This is a genomic window from Serratia silvae (assembly GCF_023282985.1).
Taxonomy (GTDB): Bacteria; Pseudomonadota; Gammaproteobacteria; order Enterobacterales; family Enterobacteriaceae; genus Chania; species Chania silvae.
Window position 1 is genome coordinate 118,613 of record NZ_JAGQDC010000003.1, and the last position, 20,700, is coordinate 139,312.

The window sequence follows — 20,700 nt, forward strand, 5'->3', positions numbered from 1 at the left end:
GATTGGAGGACATAATGGATAGCAACGGACTGTATTTTCACTGCCGCATTGCCGATTTTCCGCTAACAACGTTTGCTGTTACTGAGTTCCAGATGCGGGGCGCGCTATCGACCCTGTTTGAATTGATCCTGACATTAACCAGCGATCATTCGCAGCTGCGGTTATCTGAGCAATTATTGCAACCGGCCTCGTTAACCATCATTGCGGCAGGCTTGCCGCAACGGACGATCGCGGGCCTGATCAGTGGGGCCGAAAGGGGCAAAACGGGCGTGAGGAAAACCTATTACACCATTACCGTTCGCCCTCCGCTGTGGTTGCTGACGTTGAGCCAGGATAGCCGGATTTTTCACCAGCAAAGTGTGCCACAAATTCTGCAGGCATTGATGCAAAAGCATCGGGTGCATTCAGATAAAAAGCTCTATGACCGGCACCAAAAGCGGGAATATGTTACGCAGAAACGTGAAACGGACTATGCATTCTTCGCGCGGTTGGCCGCAGAAGAGGGGATTAGTTTCTGGTCGGAGAGCTCTACTGAGGGGAAACCACTGCTGTTTTACAGCGATAGCCGGTTGGGGATGTCAGGTGCCGGGAAATTTGCTTTTAACCCTCAGCTTCCGTCTGGCGAATATCATCATGTGATCACTGATGTCAGGTTCGGCGTATTTATGGCGCCAAGACAGGCCATCCTGAAAGATCGTGACTATCGTGCGCCCCATGACGGGCTGAAGCATTATGCTTTTCTGGACGGCGATCAGCCTGGCGATGGTAATTCTTTCACCCTGTACGACAGCTATGGCGGTTATCAGGAACACCCTGAAGGCCAGCTTTTTAGCCAGTACCGCCTTGATGCGTTACGCGCCGAAAGTGAAACCGGTGTCGCCACAGGGTGCTGCATCGGCTTGATGCCGGGTAAGGTATTCAGCATTCACGCCCATCCCAGCGAGGAGATCAACCGCCGCTGGCAGGTAGTTGCAGAATCTCATCATGGCCGTTGCCCACAGGCAGCGGAGGAAGAAAATGGCGGACAAGGTACCACCTTGCACAGTGAAGTGCGTTTTGTCTCCTCACAGACGAATTGGCGGCCTTCGTTCAGGCGCAAGCCGCAGTCAGACGGTGCCGAAGTGGCCACCGTTGTTGGGCCACCAGGGGAGGAGATATACACCAATTCGGACGGGGCCGTACGAATACATTTTCATTGGAACCGCTATGATAAGGCGGACGATCGCGCGAGCTGCTGGGTGCGTGTCGCCCAAGGGTGGAACGGCAACGGTTATGGTTTCTGCGCCATTCCGCGCATAGGTCAAGAAGTGGTTGTCACCTATCTAGATGGCGATATTGACCGGCCATTGGTGACCGGATGCACCTATAACGGTGAAAATAGGCCGCCACTGGACTTGCCAGCGGAAAAAACCTGCACAACCTTTAAAACCAAAACCCATAAAGGCACCGGGTTTAACGAACTGCGCTTTGATGATGCGAATGGCAGTGAAGAAGTGTTTATTCATGCCCAAAAAGATAAAAATATCAAGATCCGCCACAATAGAACCATTGCTGTTGACGTTGATGATGATGAGACGGTTGGCGGTAATCAACAGATCCTGGTAAAGAAAAACCAGGAAATGGAGGTGTTGGAAAGGCAGTCGGTTATTGTCAATGGCGAACAGGCTACCACGTACAGAAAGAGCCATACCCTTAGCATTACCGAGGATTTCAGCGAGACGGTGAAAGGCAATAAGACACTAACCGTTGAGCAAAATCAGGCAATCAAAATCGTAGGGCAGCAAAATAATCAGGTTGAAGGCAGCCGATTTTTGGATGTTGCCGGTGATAATACGCTTTCCGTCGGCAACAATATCACTATTACCTCTAAAGCTGGTGAGGTGATTATCGGCAACGCAGGTGGTCGTATTGTTATCGACCCCATCGGCAATATCAGATTGGAAGGTCTGAGCATAACGCTAGATAACCATACGGCAGGGAGGGCCGGCCCAGTATCCAAGTATCGCTATTCTGCGCAGTATTTACTCACCGATCAAAAAACCAAAGAAGCTAGAGCCTATGAGCCTTATTTGCTGAAAACCGCTGATGGGCAGGTGGTTAGCGGTTTTACCAACGAATTTGGCCAAACCAGGCGTGTGTTTACAGAATCAGAGGATGAGGTTGAATTAGCTATTTATGAGCGCAAAAAACAACCGGTAAGAACGTTATTCCATGTGACCAATGGAGAAATGATGGAACAAACGTTCGAGTTTGTGGATACGGAGGAGTCATTATGAGCGTAAATATTGGCGGTTCTTCAAAAACAAAGGGATACCAGTGCACCACCTCTTCAATTGAAATGCAGGAGCAGGAAGCGCCTTTACCCAATGTCGAAAATCGGGGTTATTTTCAAGTGCGAACTTCATTTTGCCAGCGTTTTCCCGATGTGATAACGCAAAAAATGAAAAATGGCAGCGAACGGATGCTGAAGCTAAAACAGGTTTTGCTTTCCGGTATCATTCAATTTGAAGAGATTAAATTACATCAGTGGCGCTATGAGTATCGTGCTGAAGTGTCTTATCTTATGACTGCAAATCCCCCGATGCCATTCATTAGTAAAAATCAGGGTGCTCCAGGGCGGCGGCGTAGATCGTTAAATCCAGTCCCTCTCAGTGGCACTGGCATAGCGAATATCTATCGTAAAGTCGATGCTATTATCGTTGAAGAACCGGAGAATCTATGGTGTGGTCAAGGAACGATTTGTGAGGAGAGGATGCCTCAGGTGCCGAATATTGCCAGAGTCGTTGAAGTAAAGTTTCCTGGCGACAGGTTTAGGCGAAATCAGAAAATAGATAATATTTGGATTGCAGGAGACAAGAATAAATTCACTGTGTTAGAAATTCACGACTGTCGTGCTAAGACAGATAAAGAGCGAGATACCCTGACCAATGAATTGCTGAGTAAGTTTGGCAAAATATGGCCGTGGCTGCTGATACCGCCTGTCTTTGGCCCTGGAGCCAAGCCGCCCTATATTCCACCTGTCCCGATTCCAGGGAAACATCCGGAACCGAAACCATTACCTGGGGGGAGTCCAATCCCAACTCATAGCAGAAACCTTATGGAGCCTTGGACTCAACAAGAAACGCTGGTGGTTCAGGAAGCTCAATCCATTGGTGGGTTGGCAGGGGAGCTTTATGAGGAGACGTTGGCGGTTCTTAGAGGCACTGCGGTCTGGATGCAAGAAGCCGGTGAATGGATGTATGACCAGAGCAGAGAGGCCTATGTTTGGCTAAAGGAAGGTGTAACCGATCTGGCGAAATCCTCGGTGATTTTTACCATCGCACAGGTATTGGAGCTTTATCTTTTGGTCAAAAAGTGGACCGATTGGACTATTGAGTTTATTAAATCCATCACCTTTGTTGATGTCCTTTGGGTATTAGGGGGCATTGTTGTTGGTATCGCCATTGGCGTGGTGGCCGGGGTTATCGCAGTACCGGCGAGCGTTTATGCCGCCATTGCCGGGTTGTTGGGTTTATTGGGGGTGTCGACTGCGGCCACTGCGAATGATCGCCCTAATGGCAGTATTCCCAGTAGCGATCTTATTCTTATGCTTGAGCAGTATGAGCTGGAAAATCAAAACTAATAGTTGATATTTGAGACTAAATTAATTAACAGGGTGTTGAAATGAAAACATACTCCGAAAAAATCATGCGCTGGCTTGATGAAATTGAACTTTTTTATGCCGATGAGTCTAGTGAACAGGCAATTCGCTTAGGGCTAACGATGAGCTTTTACTTTCGTTATGGCGGCAGTTATGAAAAGAAATTGAAGGTGGTGGAATGCTTTGATCGGTTCTATTCTGACTATGGTCGTTTTTTAAAGAAAAATTATTACTCTGATTTTATCAACCTAACAGATAAGAATTACGCTAAAACCCGCCAGGAGTTTATTGATCTCCCCGACTGTGGTCAATATGAGTGGTTATTAACCAGCACCAATGAAACCTATATCTCTGAAGAGTATTCCATTTTTACGCTGATACCCCGGGCGTTTTCTGAAGCTTTTGATCGAAGCATACTGGTTGTCAATTTACCTTGGCATTTTATTTCATCGGATGCAGGGCTTGAAAGATTTAAGGCGTTATTTTACTGGTTATGTCAACAGTTGGATGTGGATAATGGCTATGCAGGACTTTCCCCGATCTTACCCTATGATGATGAGCATAGGTTATTTCCTGATGAGTATCAATTAGCAAAAAAATTTTCGGGGCTGAATATCGAAACCACAACCATTCTAACCGGCGGGCGTGAATATGCTGATGAAATCAAAGGTGCCAATTGGATAGTGGCTCTTAGCCCGCGTTATGTAAAACGATTGGGTGGCGAATCGTGGATTAGAAATTATTTCAAGCTTGATCGTGAAATAACCGTAACGAAGGTAGGAGATACGCTCGTTATGCAAGCTGGGGAATATCCGGAGCTAGGTGAGGTCAATACCGATGGGCCTCCTGTCAATTATATTCGGCTCAATAGCCTGTTGCGGCCTATCAGAATTAAAAAACCGGACCAGCTGCATTACTACTCTGAGTACAAGGACTTGCAGTTTGAGAAGGAGTCGACAGAACGCTGGTTTGCCAGATTTGACGATGGGCCGCTTATCGTCACCCCCTTACGCGCTGGCTATCCCGCCTTGGTAAGCGGTTTTTGGTCTACCCCGTCTAAACCCAGTTCCCAGGTCTTTATTGCCCAAGGCGAATTTGCGATGGATGTTCCCGGCCAAGAACCTGGAACGACGTTATGGCACCTGGAGCGCGAAGCGGCATCTATCGCGGAATAGAGGAATCATGATGAGCGTAATTATTGCTGGTTCTCCAAAAAAGGGATATCAATGCACCACCTCTTCAATTGAAATGCAGGAGCAGGAAGCGCCTTTACCCAATGTCGAAAATCGGGGTTATTTTCAAGTGCGAACTTCATTTTGCCAGCGTTTTCCCGATGTGATAACGCAAAAAATGAAAAATGGCAGCGAACGGATGCTGAAGCTAAAACAGGTTTTGCTTTCCGGTATCATTCAATTTGAAGAGATTAAATTACATCAGTGGCGCTATGAGTATCGTGCCGAAGTGTCTTATCTTATGACTGCAAATCCTCCCATGCCATTCATTAGTAAAAATCAGGGTGCTCCAGGGCGGCGGCGTAGATCGTTAAATCCGGTTCCTCTCAGTGGCACTGGCATAGCGAATATCTATCGTAAAGTCGATGCTATTATCGTTGAGGAACCGGATAACCTGTGGTGTGGTCAAGGAACGATTTGTGAGGAGAGAATGCCTCAGGTGCCGAATATTGCCAGAGTCGTTGAAGTAAAGTTTCCAGGTGATAGGTTCAGGACTGGGCAAAAAAACGATAATGTATCTATTGCGGGAGGTCGAGATAAATTTACCCTCTTAAATATTCACGACTGCCGTACCAAAACAGATAAAGAACGGGATACCTTGACCAATGAATTGCTGAGTAAGTTTGGCAAAGTCTGGCCGTGGCTGCTGATCCCGCCTGTCTTTGGCCCTGGAGCCAAACCGCCCTATATTCCACCTGTCCCGATTCCAGGGAAACATCCGGAACCGAAACCATTACCTGGGGGGAGTCCAATCCCAACTCATAGCAGAAACCTTATGGAGCCTTGGACTCAACAAGAAACGCTGGTGGTTCAGGAAGCTCAATCCATTGGCGGGTTGGCAGGGGAGCTTTATGAGGAGACGTTGGCGGTTCTCAAAGGCACCGCGGTCTGGATGCAAGAAGCCGGTGAATGGATGTATGACCAGGGCAGAGAGGCCTATGTTTGGCTAAAGGAAGGTGTAACCGATCTGGCGAAATCCTCGGTGATTTTTACCATCGCACAGGTATTGGAGCTATATCTTTTGGTCAAAAAGTGGACCGATTGGACCATTGAGTTTATAAAATCCATCACTTTTATCGATGTCCTTTGGGTATTCGGGGGCATTGTTGTTGGTATCGCCATTGGTGTGGTGGCTGGAGTTATCGCGGTACCGGCGAGCGTTTATGCAGCTATTGCCGGGTTGTTGGGTTTATTGGGGGTGTCGACTGCCGCCACTGCGGATGATCGCCCTAATGGCAGTATTCCCAGTAGCGACCTTATTCTTATGCTTGAGCAGTATGAGCTGGAAAACCAACATTAAGAGTTGGTGTTTGATATTAAATTAATTAACAGGATGTTAAAATGAAAACGTACTCAGAGAAAATAACACGCTGGCTTGATGAAATCGAAGCTTATTATGCCGATGAACCAGAGGAACAGGCTATCCGCCTAGGGTTAACGATGAGTTTTTACTTTCGTTATGGCGGCAGTTATGAAAAGAAATTGAAGCTGGTAGCGTGTTTTGACCGGTTTTACGCCGAGTACGGCCGATTTTTAAAGAAAAATTATTACTCTGACTTTATTAACATAACAGATAAGAATTACGCTAAAACCCGCCAGGAGTTTATTGATCTCCCCGACGGCGGGCAATATGAATGGGTGTTGACAAGCACGACTGAAACTTATATATCTGCAGCGTATTCTATATCGACATTAATACCTAGGGCATTTTCTGAAGCCTTTGATCGAAGTACGCTGGTTGTCAATGTGCCTTGGGATTTTATTTCGACAGAGGAAGGGCTTACGAAGTTCAAGGAGTTGTTTTACTGGTTTTGCCAACAGTTGGATGTCGATAATGGCTATGCAGGTATATCGCCAATTCTTCCTTATGATGATGAGGATAGATTGTTCCCTAATGAATATTATTTGGCAAAAAAGTTTTCGGGGCTAACAATCGAAACTACGGATATTGTTACTGGTGGGCGTGAATATGCTGATGAAATCAAAGGTGCCAATTGGATAGTGGCTCTTAGCCCGCGTTATGTAAAACGATTGGGTGGCGAATCGTGGATTAGAAATTATTTCAAGCTTGATCGTGAAATAACCGTAACTAAGGTAGGAGATACGCTCGTTATGCAAGCTGGAGAATATCCGGAGCTAGGTGAGGTCAATACCGATGGGCCTCCTGTCAATTATATTCGGCTCAATAGCCTGTTGCGGCCTATCAGAATTAAAAAACCGGACCAGCTGCATTACTACTCTGAGTACAAGGACTTGCAGTTTGAGAAGGAGTCGACAGAACGCTGGTTTGCCAGATTTGACGATGGGCCGCTTATCGTCACCCCCTTACGCGCTGGCTATCCCGCCTTGGTAAGCGGTTTTTGGTCTACCCCGTCTAAACCCAGTTCCCAGGCCTTTATTGCCCAAGGCGAATTTGCGATGGATGTTCCCGGCCAAGAGCCTGGAACGACGTTATGGCACCTGGAGCGCGAAGCGGCATCTATCGCGGAGTAGAGGGCGGTATGAGAGCAAAAATACAAGGCAGGAAGATCATCCAGAAAGGGGACACTACTACCACCGGCGGGGCCGTTCTTGGCGGTTCAGCATGGGTTAACCAGACTCAGGGTATCGCCTGCAAAGGCGACCCGGTATTCTGCCCGGCGTGTAAAACTACCGGCTCCATTGCGGAAGGTTCGTCATTACTCAATATACAGGACGTCGCTGTTGCCCTGGAGGGCCATAGGGTCAACTGTGGCTGTCCAAATGGCTGCCGTTTGGCGGTTTCCTGAGAAATTAGCCCCGGTGGCAACGCCTTATTCCTTGCTGCTTGTCGCCTGCGGCTTTAGACTGTATCGCCTATTTTTTCCCAATTAGCTAGCTGAAGAAGTGAATACCCATGCGCGTCGCCGATTTTTCTTTTGAGCTCCCCGAGTCTTTGATTGCCCGCTATCCACAACCTGAGCGCAGCGGTTGCCGTTTGCTGCAGCTGGACGGGCCGAGCGGAGGCCTGACGCACGGCGTGTTCACCGATCTGTTGGCTAACCTGGAAGCGGGCGATCTGCTGGTGTTCAACAATACCCGCGTGATCCCTGCGCGCCTGTTTGGCCGGAAGGTCAGCGGCGGCAAGATAGAAGTGCTGGTCGAGCGGGTGTTGGACGATCATCGTGTGCTGGCCCATGTGCGTGCCTCCAAATCCCCCAAGCCGGGCACCGAACTGCTGCTGGGTGATGATGAAAGCATTGCTGCCACCATGGTCGCACGCCATGACACGCTGTTTGAACTGCGCTTTAACGATGATCGTGACGTGTTCACCATCCTCAACTCGGTGGGCCATATGCCGCTGCCGCCGTATATCGATCGCCCGGATGAAGATGCTGACCGCGAGCTGTATCAGACCGTCTACAGCGAAAAGCCGGGAGCCGTAGCGGCTCCGACGGCGGGCCTGCATTTTGATGAGCCACTGCTGGCTGCGTTGCGCGCCAAGGGCATTGAGATGGCGTTTGTCACCTTGCACGTTGGCGCTGGCACCTTCCAGCCGGTGCGGGTGGAAACCATTGAAGAGCATGTGATGCATGCGGAATACGCCGAAGTGCCGCAGGATGTGGTGGATGCGGTATTGGCCTGTAAGGCGCGAGGCAAAAGGGTGGTTGCCGTGGGCACCACTTCGGTGCGTTCGCTGGAAAGCGCGGCCAATGCTTGCCAGGATGCGCTGATCGCGCCCTTCTTCGGCGATACCAGCATCTTTATCTATCCGGGATATCACTATCAGGTGATCGATGCGCTGGTGACTAACTTCCACCTGCCGGAATCGACGCTGATCATGCTGGTCTCGGCGTTTGCTGGCTATAAAAACACCATGAACGCCTATCATCAGGCGGTGGCCGAGCAGTACCGTTTCTTCAGCTACGGTGATGCGATGTTTATCAGCCGTAATCCACTGGCGGAAAGCGAATCCGTCGGGGAATAAATTCCCGGGCTACGCACAATGCGTGGTCCTGTTTTAATGACGTTAGACTGTATCTCTAACGCTGGAGGTTTTGTGAAGTACGAATTACAGACAACCGATGGCCGTGCTCGTCGCGGCCGCCTGGTCTTTGAGCGTGGCGTCGTGGAAACCCCGGCCTTTATGCCGGTTGGGACCTATGGCACGGTCAAAGGCATGACGCCGGAAGAAGTGAAAGATACCGGTGCGCAGATCCTGTTGGGTAACACCTTCCACCTGTGGCTGCGCCCAGGGCAGGAGATCATGAAACTGCACGGCGATCTGCATGATTTTATGCAGTGGCACGGGCCGATCCTGACCGACTCCGGTGGTTTCCAGGTGTTCAGCCTGGGGGCAATGCGCAAGATTAAAGAGGAAGGCGTTTATTTCCGTAACCCGATCAACGGCGATAAGGTGTTCCTCAGCCCGGAAAAATCGATGGAAATCCAGTACGACCTGGGGTCTGACATCGTGATGATTTTTGACGAATGCACGCCTTACCCGGCGGATTGGGACTATGCCAAGCGTTCGATGGAAATGTCTCTGCGTTGGGCGCAGCGCAGCCGCCAGCGTTTTGATGAACTGAATAACAACAATGCGTTATTCGGCATTATCCAAGGCGGTGTTTACGAAGATTTACGTGATGTATCAGTAAAAGGGCTGGTGGATATCGGCTTTGATGGTTACGCTGTGGGCGGTTTGGCGGTAGGTGAGCCAAAAGAGGATATGCATCGCATTCTTGAACACGTTTGCCCACAAATTCCGGAAGATAAGCCACGCTATCTGATGGGGGTTGGCAAGCCGGAAGATCTGGTTGAAGGCGTGCGTCGCGGTATCGACATGTTCGATTGCGTGATGCCAACGCGTAATGCCCGTAACGGCCATTTGTTCGTGACCGACGGTGTGGTAAAAATCCGTAATGCCAAGCACAAGGATGATACCTCCACGCTGGACAGTGAGTGTGACTGCTATACTTGCCGCCATTATAGCCGTGCCTATTTGCATCATCTCGATCGCTGCAACGAAATTCTCGGTGCCCGGTTGAACACCATCCATAACTTGCGCTATTACCAACGTTTGATGGCGGGTTTACGCCAGGCCATTGAAGAGGGTAAATTAGAGCTGTTTGTGGCGGATTTTTATGGTCGGATCGGTAAACCGATACCACCTTTAAATGCTTGAATTAATAATTGAAAACTTAATGAGGGAATTTTAATGAGCTTTTTCATTTCCGATGCAGTGGCAGCAGCAGGGGCTCCAGCTCAGGGTAGCCCGTACTCTCTGATCATTATGCTGGTGGTGTTTGGCCTGATCTTCTATTTCATGATCCTGCGCCCACAGCAGAAACGCGCTAAAGAGCACAAAAAACTGATGGACTCCATCGGCAAGGGTGATGAAGTGTTGACCACCGGTGGCCTGATTGGCCGTGTCACTAAAGTGGCAGATACCGGTATCATTGCCATCGCGCTGAATGACACCACGGAAGTGATGATCAAGCGTGACTTCGTGGCGGCCGTTCTGCCGAAAGGTACTATGAAGGCCCTGTAATTTTGTTTTCCCTAAGGGAACTGCCGTGCTAAACCGTTATCCTCTGTGGAAGTATCTGATGCTGATCGTGGTGATCCTCGTCGGACTGCTATATGCGCTTCCCAACATTTACGGAGAGGATCCGGCCGTACAAATCACTGGTGCGCGCGGAGTCGCCGCCAGTGAAACTACGCTGGACCAAGTCCGTACTGTATTAGAAAAAGACAATATTGCGAGCAAGTCGATTGCGCTGGAAAACGGTGCCATTCTGGCTCGCTTTAAAGATCCTGACGTTCAGCTGCGCGCCCGTGAAGCCTTGGTGGCGGAACTGGGCGACAAATACGTCGTCGCATTGAACCTCGCCCCGGCAACACCTGCCTGGTTGGCGATGCTCAACGCCGAGCCGATGAAGCTGGGTCTGGATTTACGTGGTGGTGTGCACTTCCTGATGGAAGTCGACATGGACACCGCACTGAGCAAGCTGCAAGAACAAACCATGGATACCCTGCGCAGCGAACTGCGTGAAAAGGGTATTCCTTACGCTGCGATCCGCAAGTTGGACAACAACGGCGTGGAAGTGCGCTTTCGTGACAACGCCGCTCGCGACCAGGCCATCAGCTACATGACGCCACGTCAGCGCGATCTGGTGCTTTCTGCCAACGGCAGCAACACCCTGAAAGCAACGATGACCGACGCTCGCCTGAGCGAAGCACGTGAGTATGCGGTGCAGCAGAACATCACCATCCTGCGTAATCGTGTCAACCAGCTCGGCGTTGCCGAACCGTTGGTACAGCGCCAGGGTGCCGATCGTATCGTTGTTGAGTTGCCGGGTATCCAGGATACGGCGCGCGCCAAAGAAATTTTGGGTGCGACCGCTACGCTGGAATTCCGCCTGGTGAATACCAACGCGGATGCGACCGCTGCGGCCAATGGCCGTGTGCCGGGCGACTCCGAGGTGAAATACACCCGTGAAGGCCAACCGGTTGTGCTGTACAAGCGTGTCATCCTGACCGGTGACCACATTACAGACTCCACCTCCAGCACCGATGAATACAACCAGCCACAGGTTAATATCTCGCTGGACAGTGCTGGTGGTACTGCCATGTCCAACTTCACCAAAGACAGCATTGGTAAACCAATGGCAACGCTGTTCGTGGAGTATAAAGACAGCGGCAAGAAAGATGCCAACGGCCGTGCAGTGCTGGTGAAACAGGAAGAAGTGATCAACGTGGCGAACATTCAGTCACGTCTGGGTAACAGCTTCCGTATCACCGGTATCAGCAACCCGAACGAAGCACGTCAGCTGTCGCTGCTGCTGCGTGCCGGTGCGTTGATTGCGCCTATCCAGATCGTGGAAGAGCGTACCATCGGCCCAACCTTGGGGCAGCAGAACATTACCCAAGGCTTGGAAGCTTGCCTGTGGGGCCTGGTGGCTTCGATCGTCTTTATGGTGGTGTGGTACCGCAAGTTTGGCCTGATCGCCTCTACGGCGCTGATGGCTAACCTGGTGCTGATTGTTGGCGTGATGTCTCTGTTACCAGGGGCGACGCTAACCATGCCGGGGATTGCCGGTATCGTGCTGACGCTGGCGGTGGCGGTTGACGCCAACGTACTGATAAACGAACGTATCAAGGAGGAACTGAAGAATGGACGCTCCATTCAGCAGGCCATCCATGAGGGCTATAAAGGCGCGTTCTCCAGTATCGTTGATGCCAATATCACCACCTTGATCACCGCGATCATTCTGTACGCAGTCGGTACCGGTTCGATCAAGGGCTTTGCAATTACCACCGCAATCGGTGTGGCGACGTCCATGTTCACCGCGATTGTCGGTACCCGTGCCATCGTCAACCTGCTTTACGGCGGCAAGCGCATTAACAAGCTGTCTATCTGAGGAGTGCGTTGTGGCACAGGATTATACTGTTGAACAACTCAACTACGGCCGTAAAGTCTATGACTTTATGCGCTGGGATTACGTGGCCTTCGGCATCTCTTTGGTGCTGTTGGTAGCGTCGATCGCCACCATGTCCGTGCGTGGGTTTAACTGGGGTCTGGATTTCACCGGTGGTACGGTGATTGAAATTACTCTGGAACAACCCGCGAATCTGGACCTGATGCGCGATACGTTGGAAAAAGCCGGGTTCCAGGACCCGATTATCCAGAACTTTGGCAGCAGCCGTGACGTGATGGTGCGTATGCCACCAGCGGTCGGTACCGCAGGCCAGGAACTGGGTAACAAAGTTATTGGCGTGATCAACGAATCAGTCGATAAGAACGCGTCCGTCAAGCGTATTGAATTCGTTGGCCCGAGCGTAGGGGCAGAGCTGGCACAAACCGGCGGCATGGCGCTGTTGGTGGCGTTGATCTGTATCCTGATTTACGTGGGCTTCCGTTTTGAATGGCGTTTGGCCGCAGGGGCCGTTATCGCCCTGGCGCACGACGTGGTTATCACGATGGGCGTGTTGTCGCTGTTCCATATCGAGATTGACCTGACCATCGTGGCATCCTTGATGTCGGTGATCGGTTACTCGCTGAACGACAGTATCGTGGTTTCTGACCGTATTCGTGAGAACTTCCGCAAGATCCGTCGCGGTACGCCTTATGAAATCATGAACGTCTCGCTGACGCAGACGCTGAGCCGTACCATCATGACCTCCGCCACTACGTTGATGGTGGTTCTGATGCTGTACATCTTCGGCGGCGCGATGCTGCAGGGCTTCTCACTGACCATGCTGATCGGTGTGTCTATCGGTACCATATCTTCTATCTACGTCGCCTCTGCGCTGGCGTTGAAACTGGGTATGAAACGCGAACACATGCTGCAGCAGAAAGTGGAGAAAGAGGGCGCCGATCAGCCTTCTATCCTGCCGTGATTGCCCGGTGTGCGGCTGAATAAGCCACGCACCGTCTGAACCAGATGCCGGTCAGTTTACGCTGACCGGCATTTTTTTTGCTCCTGCGCCGCCAACAGGTTTAGCGAACTCACCAATTCCGCCAGGCTGGTCGCTTGCATCTTCTCCATCACTTTAGAGCGGTGTACCTCAACGGTGCGTACGGCGACGAAGTAACGATCGGCGATGGCCTTGTTGGTCATACCGGCGGCAACGGCGCTGGCGATATCACGCTCGCGTGAGGTCAGCGTACTGAAACGCTGCTGCAACTGGTAGCGCTCCACCTGACGTTGAGAATGGGCAATCCCCCGGTCTAACGCGGCGATCAGCGGTGCGGTAGCAATCGGTTTTTGCAGGAAATCCAACGCCCCCAATTTCATCTCCGCTACCGCCATAGCGATATCGCCATGGCCGGTAACGATCACCACTGCCAGCGTACTTTCCTGTTCGCGAAGCCGCTGATGGATTTGCTGCCCATCGATCCCCGGCATGCGAATATCCAGCACCACGACGCCGCATTGGTAAGGGGCGACTTGGTCGATAAAGCTTTGGCTGTCGTTCCAGATCTGCACCTGATAGTCCAGCCCTTCAAGTAAAAAGCGGCTAGCGTCGGTGACTGCCAGATCGTCATCGACCAGATGTATCAGCGCCATGGCGAGTTTCCTTCTTGCTTGATCCCAGGGAAGAGCAGGGTAACGCGTAGCCCCTGCCGTTGTGGCGATATCGAATAATTTTCCAGCGTCAGTTCACCCTGTTGGCTTCTCAGCAGCCGCTGGCAGATCACCAACCCCAGGCCAAGCCCTTCCGATTTAGTGCTGCGGAAAGGCACGAACGGCTGTGCTAACTGTTCGGCGCTGAGGCCGCCGCCGTCATCTTCCAGTATCAGCGTTTGCCGAACACCATCGGTTTCCAGCCGTAGGGTGATCTGCCGGGAACCGGCCTGCAAACTGTTGCTTAACAAGTTGGTGAGCACCTGCTCCAACAACGTAGCCTGGCTATACAACTGGTTTTTCGGGGCGATGATGATCGCCAGGCGGCACTGCGGGTAATGCTGTTCGATGCGCATCAGCTTGATGACGTTTTCTACCAGGGGGCGCAGCGTTAGCCATTGTGCGCTTTCATGGTGCGGCGTTTTGCTGACCCATTGGCGCAGATTGACGATAGTTTCTGCCCCTCGCTGAGCCTGTTGGCCAATCTGTTCGAGGATCGGTAACAGCTCGTGCTGCGGATCGCTGCGCTCAAGGCGAATACGGCAGCCCTCGGCGTAGTGACGTATTGCCCCCAGAGGCTGGTTAAGTTCGTGAGCAAAACCGGAAGCCATCTCACCCAGGGTACTTAGGCGCTGTGCGCGGGCTAGCGCCGCTTCTCTGGCCCGCAGCGTCAGATGCATTTGTTCTAGCTCGCGCCCACGCTGGCGAACCAGGTGGCCGATCCACAGATGGTTAGCGCCGAGCAGCAACATACCCCCGGTGATCGTGCCAAGCAGGAGCAGATGTTGCAATGCCCAGCTATGGACCTCCTGCCAGAGTGAACGCTGTGCCGGATGGCGATCCAGATCGCGCAGCAGTTGGTCTACCTGGCGGGATGAAGCGGGAGCTCCCCAGGTAGGGAGGCCAGGGATATTCACTTGCAATAGCTGGCGGGTCAGTTCATCGACCAAGGGATCGGGCACGTGGTTTAAAGCGGCAAACGACCAGTTGGGGTAAAGTACGCTGCTGGTCAGGCAGGGTTGTTCGCTGGTTTTGGCCTGCAGCGCACGGTAATCACTGGCCCTGAGTAATCCCTCTGCCTCCATCTCCTCCAACAGACAAACCGGCACGATAGCTGCGTCCAGTGCCCGATCGCGTAGCAGGTAAAGCAGGGCGTCTACCGGATAACCGCTGAAGTGCAGTTGCAGATCTTTTTCCGGGTGCACGCCCGCGGCCAGCAGCTCTTTATAACCCAGCAGATAGCCGCCAAAAGCGTCAGGGGCGACCGCGCCAACTTTTTTACCGGTAAGCTGATTGGCTTTGGCCACGGTGCTATCGCGGCGTACCAATATCACGCTGCCTACCACGTTATTTGAGGCGCTCTGCAGATTTCTATTGGAACGTAATGACACCAGCCAGCGTAGTGGGTAGCTATTGTCTAACTGAATATACTGCGCCGGGTTGGTGAGCAGAAAATCGACCTGGCCGTTACTGACGGCTTCCCCCATATCGGCCAGGTTTAGCGGCAACAGTTGAAAACTTTCATCAGGGAATTGACGATTAATATGGTCGATTAACGGTTGCCATTGTGCGAGGGCGTGGGCATCGCCGCGCAGAGCCAGCACGGCGATGGTCCATTGCCCCGCCCAGACCGGGCTCAACCAGCCGCATAGCAAGATCATCAGTACTGCTTTTTTCACATCATCTCCATTTTTATGATCTCGATCGCCTGCCAGAATTGTTCTGGATCAAGCCGCAATAGGGAATGTGGTAAACCACAATATGGGTGGTCGCGCACCACTTTTACACTCCTTTGTATCAGCTCCCCGGTTGATACTTTTTGGGAGAAATCAATGGATAGTGGAAAACGGCAATTTTTACAACGAATCGGTGTACTGACCGCCGGTGCTGCGCTGGTACCGCTGGCGCACTCCGGCTGGCAGTTGCAACCCGAGCGGCGTGAGGGCGACAGCAAAAAGCGTATGGCGATGCTGATCGATCTGCGCCGCTGTATCGGCTGCCAGGCCTGTACGGTCAGCTGCGCGGTAGAAAATCAGCTGCCGCAGGGGCAATTTCGCACCAGTGTACTGCAGTATCAGATTGTCACGGATAGTCAGCGCATCCCCACCAACGTGCTGTTGCCGCGCCTGTGCAATCATTGTGATAACCCGCCTTGCGTGCCGGTCTGCCCGGTACAGGCGACCTTCCAGCGTCAGGACGGCATTGTGGTGATCGATAACACCCGCTGCGTAGGCTGCGCTTATTGTGTGCAAGCCTGCCCTTATGAGGCGCGTTTTATCAACCATGAAACCCAAACCGCGGATAAATGCACCTTCTGCGTCCACCGCCTGGATGCCGGGCTGTTGCCTGCCTGCGTTGAGTCTTGCGTCGGCGGCGCGCGCATGATCGGCGATCTCAACGATGAACAAGGTACTTTAAGGCGCACGCTAGAACAGCATCGTGGGGAACTAAAGGTGCTGAAGCCTGAGCAGGGGACGCATCCACAGGTGTTTTATCTGGGGCTGGATGAGGCTTTTGTCAGCCATGTCCGGGGACAACCGGCGCTGTGGCAGGAGGTACACTCATGATCCGCGAAGTGATGGCTCGCCCGCAGGAGATCGCCTGGTTGCCCTGGGCGGTACAGTATTTCTTTTTCATCGGTCTGGCGTGCAGCAGCATTGCCATTGCGGCCTGGTTACGCTGGCGTTCGGCGTCTGAGGCATCTCGGCTGGAGCTGGCTGCCGTTTCGCTGGCGGTGGTGAGCGGCACCGTGGCTCCGTTGGCCCTGAGTGCGGATTTACATCAGCCCGCTCGAATCTGGCACTTCTATGCCCATTTCGCACCTTGGTCATGGATGTCTCTCGGCTCGGTGTTTTTACCGCTGTTTACCTTGCTGGTAGTGGCCTATTTCATTTTGCTGCTGCGTTGTCAACTGAGGGCAAAAAACTTGCCGTTCTGGGCGCACTGGTTACAAATCTGGCCCGCATGGCAAGAGCAGAAATGGCTGCGCTGGGTGGCATTGGCAACCCTGCTTTCGGCTGTCAGTATCCTGCTCTATACCGGCCGGGAAGTGTCCGTGCTGCGTTCACAACCGCTGTGGTACAGCCTGTGGTTGCCTTGGCTATTACTGCTCACCGCTATGCAGGCCGTTCCGCCAATGCTGGCCTATTGGTTACGCCATGAACCGCAATGGCAATCGCGCTTGGCACGCTATCAAGGGATCTCTCTGCTGTTGCTGTGCCTCTCCAGCCTGGGCTGGTGGTTGGACGGTAGTGACTCCGCCGCTGCGCTACGTCAGTTACCTGCTCAAGGGAGCGCTTGGTCACTGGCAGGCAGCTCGTTTGCCGTCTTGATCCTGCTATTGATGGTTTCGGCTTGGCGATCGCGTCATCGGACGCTAGGGGCGGCAGGTTTGTTAGCACAATGCGTGGCAGCGTTGCTGCTTTGTTGGGGTGTGCGCTGGATGCTGCTGATGCAAACCCAGACGCTGCCCAAGTTCAATATATTGCTCAACCCCTATGTGTTACCGCTCGGCAGCGAGGGGCTATTGGCCATCCTCGGTACCTTCGGGTTGTGGCTGGCATTAATCATCGGGGTTCGTGAATTGCAGCATGGGTTGATGGAGAAAAAACGCTATGGCTAAGTCAACGCGTCGTCAGTGGTTGAAAGGCGGGCTCGCTCTGGGTGGGCTGGCCGTGTTTGGTGCCAGCTACAGCGAAATGGTGCAGAAGGTGTTTACCGGCCTGCGTGACAGCAGCAGTGGAAAACTGACGCTGGATCGGATCAGTGCCAATGCGTTACCGCCAGAAGGTCGCCAGCATCCTGAAGGCTGGCAGGCCAATCCGCAGCAGGCGGTTTCCATGACGCAATGTTTTGGCTGCTGGACGCTGTGCGGCCTGCGGGTGCGGGTCGATCGTAACAGCAATCAGATACTGCGCGTAGCGGGTAACCCTTATCATCCACTGTCGCACGATCACCATTTTCCCTATCGATTACCGGTGAGTGATGCACTCAACCGGCTAGGCGGTGATGCTGGCCTGGAACAGCGCTCAACCGCTTGTGCACGCGGTGCTACCCTGCTGGAAGGGCTGACTAGCCCGTATCGGGTGCTGGAGCCAATGAAACGGGTAGGGCCACGTGGTGGTGGGCAGTGGCAGCGCATCAGTTTTGAGCAACTGATCAAGGAAGTGGTTGAGGGCGGCGATCTGTTTGGCGAAGGGCCTGTGGAGGGATTACGGGCCATCCGCGATCTGCAAACGCCGCTCGATCCGGCACAGCCAACGCTTGGGCCGAAGGCTAACCAACTGCTGGTCACCAACGCAGGTGATGAGGGGCGAGATACCTTTATCAAACGCTTTGCGCAAAACGCCTTTGGCACGCGCAACTTTGGCCATCACGGCGCTTACTGTGGTCTAGCCTATCGGGCAGGTTCCGGGGCGCTGATGGGCGATCTGGACAAGAACGCTCATGTGAAGCCCGACTGGGATCATTTGCGCTTTGCACTGTTTCTGGGGACGTCACCCGCACAGTCCGGTAACCCGTTCAAACGGCAGGGGCGTCAGTTAGCCAATGCCCGCCTGCGCGATGAGTTCCGCTATGTGGTGGTGGCCCCGGCATTGCCGTTAACCACCACGCTGGCCAACGATCATAACCGCTGGGTGCCGGTATTGCCGGGGACGGACTCCGCGCTAGCGATGGGCATGATCCGCTGGATTATCGATCAGGAGCGTTATAACGCCGATTATCTGGCGTTACCTGGCGAGGCGGCCATGCAGGCAGCCGGTGAAAAAAGCTGGTCGAATGCCACCCATCTGGTGGTGATCGATGACGATCATCCTCTGTGCGGCCAGTTCCTGCGTAAGTCACATCTGTTAGGTGGGGCTGGTGGTGATGAGGAAAGCCCTGCTTTGGTGTGGGACGCACAGCGAGACGAACCACTGCCCGCCACCGAGACTATGCGTGGGCAACTGCTGGTTGAGCGGCAGGTTCAACTGGCCGATGGCTCATCGGTGCGGGTGCGCTCCAGCTTCCGTTGTCTGCAACTGGCGGCGCAACGCTTTACGCTGGCTGAATATAGCGCCCAATGTGGCGTTAGCGCTGAAACTATCTCGGCGTTGGCCAAAGAGTTCACTTCTTACCAGCGGCAGGCGGCAGTGATCTCCCACGGTGGCATGATGAGCGGCAACGGTTTTTACAGCAGTTGGGCGGTGATGATGCTCAATGCGCTGATCGGTAACCTTAACCTCAAGGGGGGCGTTTCGGTGGGCGGTGGCAAGTTCAAGGAGTTTGCCGAAGGGCCACGCTATAACCTCGCTACCTTCCCTGACATGGTGAAGCCGAAAGGATTGGTGCTGTCGCGCAGTAAGCAGGCGTACGAAAAGTCGGACGAATATCGCCGCAAGGTAGAACAAGGTGTCAATCCGTATCCGGCGCGTGGGCCGTGGTATCCCTTTGTGGCTGGTCAGTTTACCGAGCAGCTGGCTCCGGCGTTGATGGGATACCCTTATCCGCTGAAAGCCTGGATCAATCACATGGGTAACCCGCTCTACGGCGTGGCCGGGTTGCGCGACGTGGTGGGAAGTCGGCTGAAGGATCCGCAGCATCTGCCGCTGTTTATTTCGGTCGATGCCTTTATCAACGAAACCAGCGCGTTGGCGGATTATATCGTGCCGGATACGCACAACTTTGAAAGCTGGGGATTTACCTCCCCTTGGTCTGGCGTGATGGTCAAGGCAAGTACCGCCCGTTGGCCGGTGGTGCCTGCGCGCACAGCCAAGACGGCGGACGGGCAGCCGATTGCGCTGGAGAGCTTTGTTATTGCGCTCTCGAAGGCCATGGGGTTGCCAGGCTTCGGCGACGGGGCGTTACAGGATGCGCAAGGTAATCTTTGCGGGCTGCATTGTGCCGAGGATTATTACCTGCGTGCTGCGGCCAACGTGGCGTTTGCTGGTGAGCCATTGCCTGAAGCTACGGAAAGTGAGTTGCGCCTGACCGGCGTCGATCGTCTACAACCGGCGCTCAATCAGGTGCTGAAAGCGGATGAGCGGCTGCGGGTGGGCTACATGCTGGCGCGTGGTGGCCGTTTCGCGCCCCATGAGCAAGCTTGGCAAGGGGGGACGACCGGCCCGCAGTGGAAGCAGGGGCTGAATATCTGGAATGAAGAGGTGGCACGCCATCGCCATGCCATGACCGGGGAGCGCTATAGCGGTTGCCCAACCTATTATCCACCGCGTTTTGCCGACGGTTCCGACGTGGCGCAGCACTATCCGAGCGAAGCGTGGCCGTTCCGCCTGATGTCGTTCAAGTCGCACCTGATGAGCAGTTCAACTGCCCCTATCGAACGTTTGCGGGCCGTGAAGGCGATTAATCTGGTCGCACTCAACCCGCTAGATGCCGAGCGCTATGGGCTACAACAGGGTGATCGGGTCAGGTTGCAAACGCCGGGTGGCAGCGTGGAAACGCAAATCAGCTTGCTCGACGGGGTCATGCCGGGCGTGATTGCTATTGAACACGGCTATGGGCATCGTGAGATGGGGGCGCGGGTTCATTCGCTGGATGGGCAGGCATTGGCGGCGGATCCACGCATTGCCGCAGGGATCAATCTCAACGATCTAGGACTGGCCGATCCGACTCGCGAAGTCGGCAATAGCTGGTTGGACTGGGTCAGCGGGGCGGCGGTACGGCAGGGATTACCGGCGAAGTTGCAGCGCTTGGGCTAATCTTACAGGCCCAATCCCCGCGAACAATGGGGATTGGGTGA

The 20,700-nt window shown here is 53.3% G+C and carries 16 protein-coding genes; 14 read left to right on the forward strand and 2 right to left on the reverse strand.

Annotation, left to right across the window (positions count from 1 at the left end; all coding sequences use genetic code 11):
* Positions 1-14 precede the first annotated feature (14 nt).
* The 11 genes from KAJ71_RS04855 (at position 15) to secF (ending at position 13,233) form a co-directional block, all read left to right on the forward strand.
* Positions 15-2,276, forward strand: coding sequence for a type VI secretion system Vgr family protein (locus KAJ71_RS04855; protein WP_248944644.1), 2,262 nt, complete (start codon positions 15-17; stop codon positions 2,274-2,276).
* Positions 2,273-3,622 carry a VRR-NUC domain-containing protein gene (locus KAJ71_RS04860; RefSeq protein ID WP_248944646.1) on the forward strand — a complete coding sequence of 450 codons (1,350 nt, stop codon included), beginning with the start codon at positions 2,273-2,275 and terminating at the stop codon, positions 3,620-3,622. The genes KAJ71_RS04855 and KAJ71_RS04860 overlap by 4 nt, the downstream gene beginning before the upstream one ends.
* A 41-nt stretch (positions 3,623-3,663) precedes the next feature.
* Positions 3,664-4,815: a type VI immunity family protein gene (locus tag KAJ71_RS04865; RefSeq protein ID WP_248944647.1), complete on the forward strand. Its 1,152-nt coding sequence runs from the start codon at positions 3,664-3,666 to the stop codon at positions 4,813-4,815.
* 7 nt (positions 4,816-4,822) lie between these two features.
* Positions 4,823-6,172 (forward strand): VRR-NUC domain-containing protein, encoded by a 1,350-nt coding sequence (locus tag KAJ71_RS04870; protein ID WP_248944648.1) that lies wholly within the window; start codon positions 4,823-4,825, stop codon positions 6,170-6,172.
* A 41-nt stretch (positions 6,173-6,213) separates the two neighbouring features.
* Positions 6,214-7,365 carry a type VI immunity family protein gene (locus tag KAJ71_RS04875; RefSeq protein WP_248944649.1) on the forward strand — a complete coding sequence of 384 codons (1,152 nt, stop codon included), beginning with the start codon at positions 6,214-6,216 and terminating at the stop codon, positions 7,363-7,365.
* 8 nt (positions 7,366-7,373) lie between these two features.
* Positions 7,374-7,640: a PAAR domain-containing protein gene (locus tag KAJ71_RS04880; RefSeq protein WP_248944650.1), complete on the forward strand. Its 267-nt coding sequence runs from the start codon at positions 7,374-7,376 to the stop codon at positions 7,638-7,640.
* A gap of 107 nt (positions 7,641-7,747) precedes the next feature.
* Complete coding sequence (gene queA / locus KAJ71_RS04885; RefSeq protein ID WP_248944651.1) at positions 7,748-8,818, forward strand: tRNA preQ1(34) S-adenosylmethionine ribosyltransferase-isomerase QueA; 1,071 nt, start codon at positions 7,748-7,750, stop codon at positions 8,816-8,818.
* A 72-nt stretch (positions 8,819-8,890) separates the two neighbouring features.
* Positions 8,891-10,015 (forward strand): tRNA guanosine(34) transglycosylase Tgt, encoded by a 1,125-nt coding sequence (gene tgt / locus KAJ71_RS04890; RefSeq protein ID WP_248944652.1) that lies wholly within the window; start codon positions 8,891-8,893, stop codon positions 10,013-10,015.
* Between the two features lie 33 nt (positions 10,016-10,048).
* Positions 10,049-10,381 (forward strand): preprotein translocase subunit YajC, encoded by a 333-nt coding sequence (gene yajC, locus KAJ71_RS04895; protein ID WP_248944653.1) that lies wholly within the window; start codon positions 10,049-10,051, stop codon positions 10,379-10,381.
* Between the two features lie 25 nt (positions 10,382-10,406).
* Positions 10,407-12,254, forward strand: a complete 1,848-nt coding sequence (gene secD / locus KAJ71_RS04900) for a protein translocase subunit SecD (RefSeq protein WP_248944654.1) — start codon at positions 10,407-10,409, stop codon at positions 12,252-12,254.
* A 10-nt stretch (positions 12,255-12,264) separates the two neighbouring features.
* Positions 12,265-13,233 carry a protein translocase subunit SecF gene (gene secF, locus KAJ71_RS04905; RefSeq protein WP_024483920.1) on the forward strand — a complete coding sequence of 323 codons (969 nt, stop codon included), beginning with the start codon at positions 12,265-12,267 and terminating at the stop codon, positions 13,231-13,233.
* Positions 13,234-13,289: 56 nt separating this feature from the next.
* Here secF and ttrR read toward each other — a convergent pair whose 3' ends face one another.
* The gene (gene ttrR, locus KAJ71_RS04910) at positions 13,290-13,904 is read right to left on the reverse strand and encodes a tetrathionate respiration response regulator TtrR (protein ID WP_248944655.1); all 615 of its coding nucleotides are present in this window, start codon (positions 13,902-13,904) and stop codon (positions 13,290-13,292) included.
* Positions 13,895-15,622: a tetrathionate respiration histidine kinase TtrS gene (gene ttrS, locus KAJ71_RS04915; protein WP_283106663.1), complete on the reverse strand. Its 1,728-nt coding sequence runs from the start codon at positions 15,620-15,622 to the stop codon at positions 13,895-13,897. The genes ttrR and ttrS overlap by 10 nt, the downstream gene beginning before the upstream one ends.
* 171 nt (positions 15,623-15,793) lie before the next feature.
* On the opposite strand from ttrS, the gene ttrB reads away from it, so the two are divergent.
* Genes ttrB through ttrA form a run of 3 tightly spaced genes read left to right on the forward strand, consistent with a single transcriptional unit; the run spans position 15,794 to position 20,659 of the window.
* Positions 15,794-16,528: a tetrathionate reductase subunit TtrB gene (ttrB, locus tag KAJ71_RS04920; RefSeq protein ID WP_248944658.1), complete on the forward strand. Its 735-nt coding sequence runs from the start codon at positions 15,794-15,796 to the stop codon at positions 16,526-16,528.
* The gene (gene ttrC, locus KAJ71_RS04925) at positions 16,525-17,583 is read left to right on the forward strand and encodes a tetrathionate reductase subunit TtrC (RefSeq protein WP_248944659.1); all 1,059 of its coding nucleotides are present in this window, start codon (positions 16,525-16,527) and stop codon (positions 17,581-17,583) included. The genes ttrB and ttrC overlap by 4 nt, the downstream gene beginning before the upstream one ends.
* Complete coding sequence (gene ttrA / locus KAJ71_RS04930) at positions 17,576-20,659, forward strand: tetrathionate reductase subunit TtrA (RefSeq protein ID WP_248944660.1); 3,084 nt, start codon at positions 17,576-17,578, stop codon at positions 20,657-20,659. Before ttrC ends, ttrA begins: the two co-directional genes overlap by 8 nt.
* Positions 20,660-20,700: the final 41 nt, after the last annotated feature.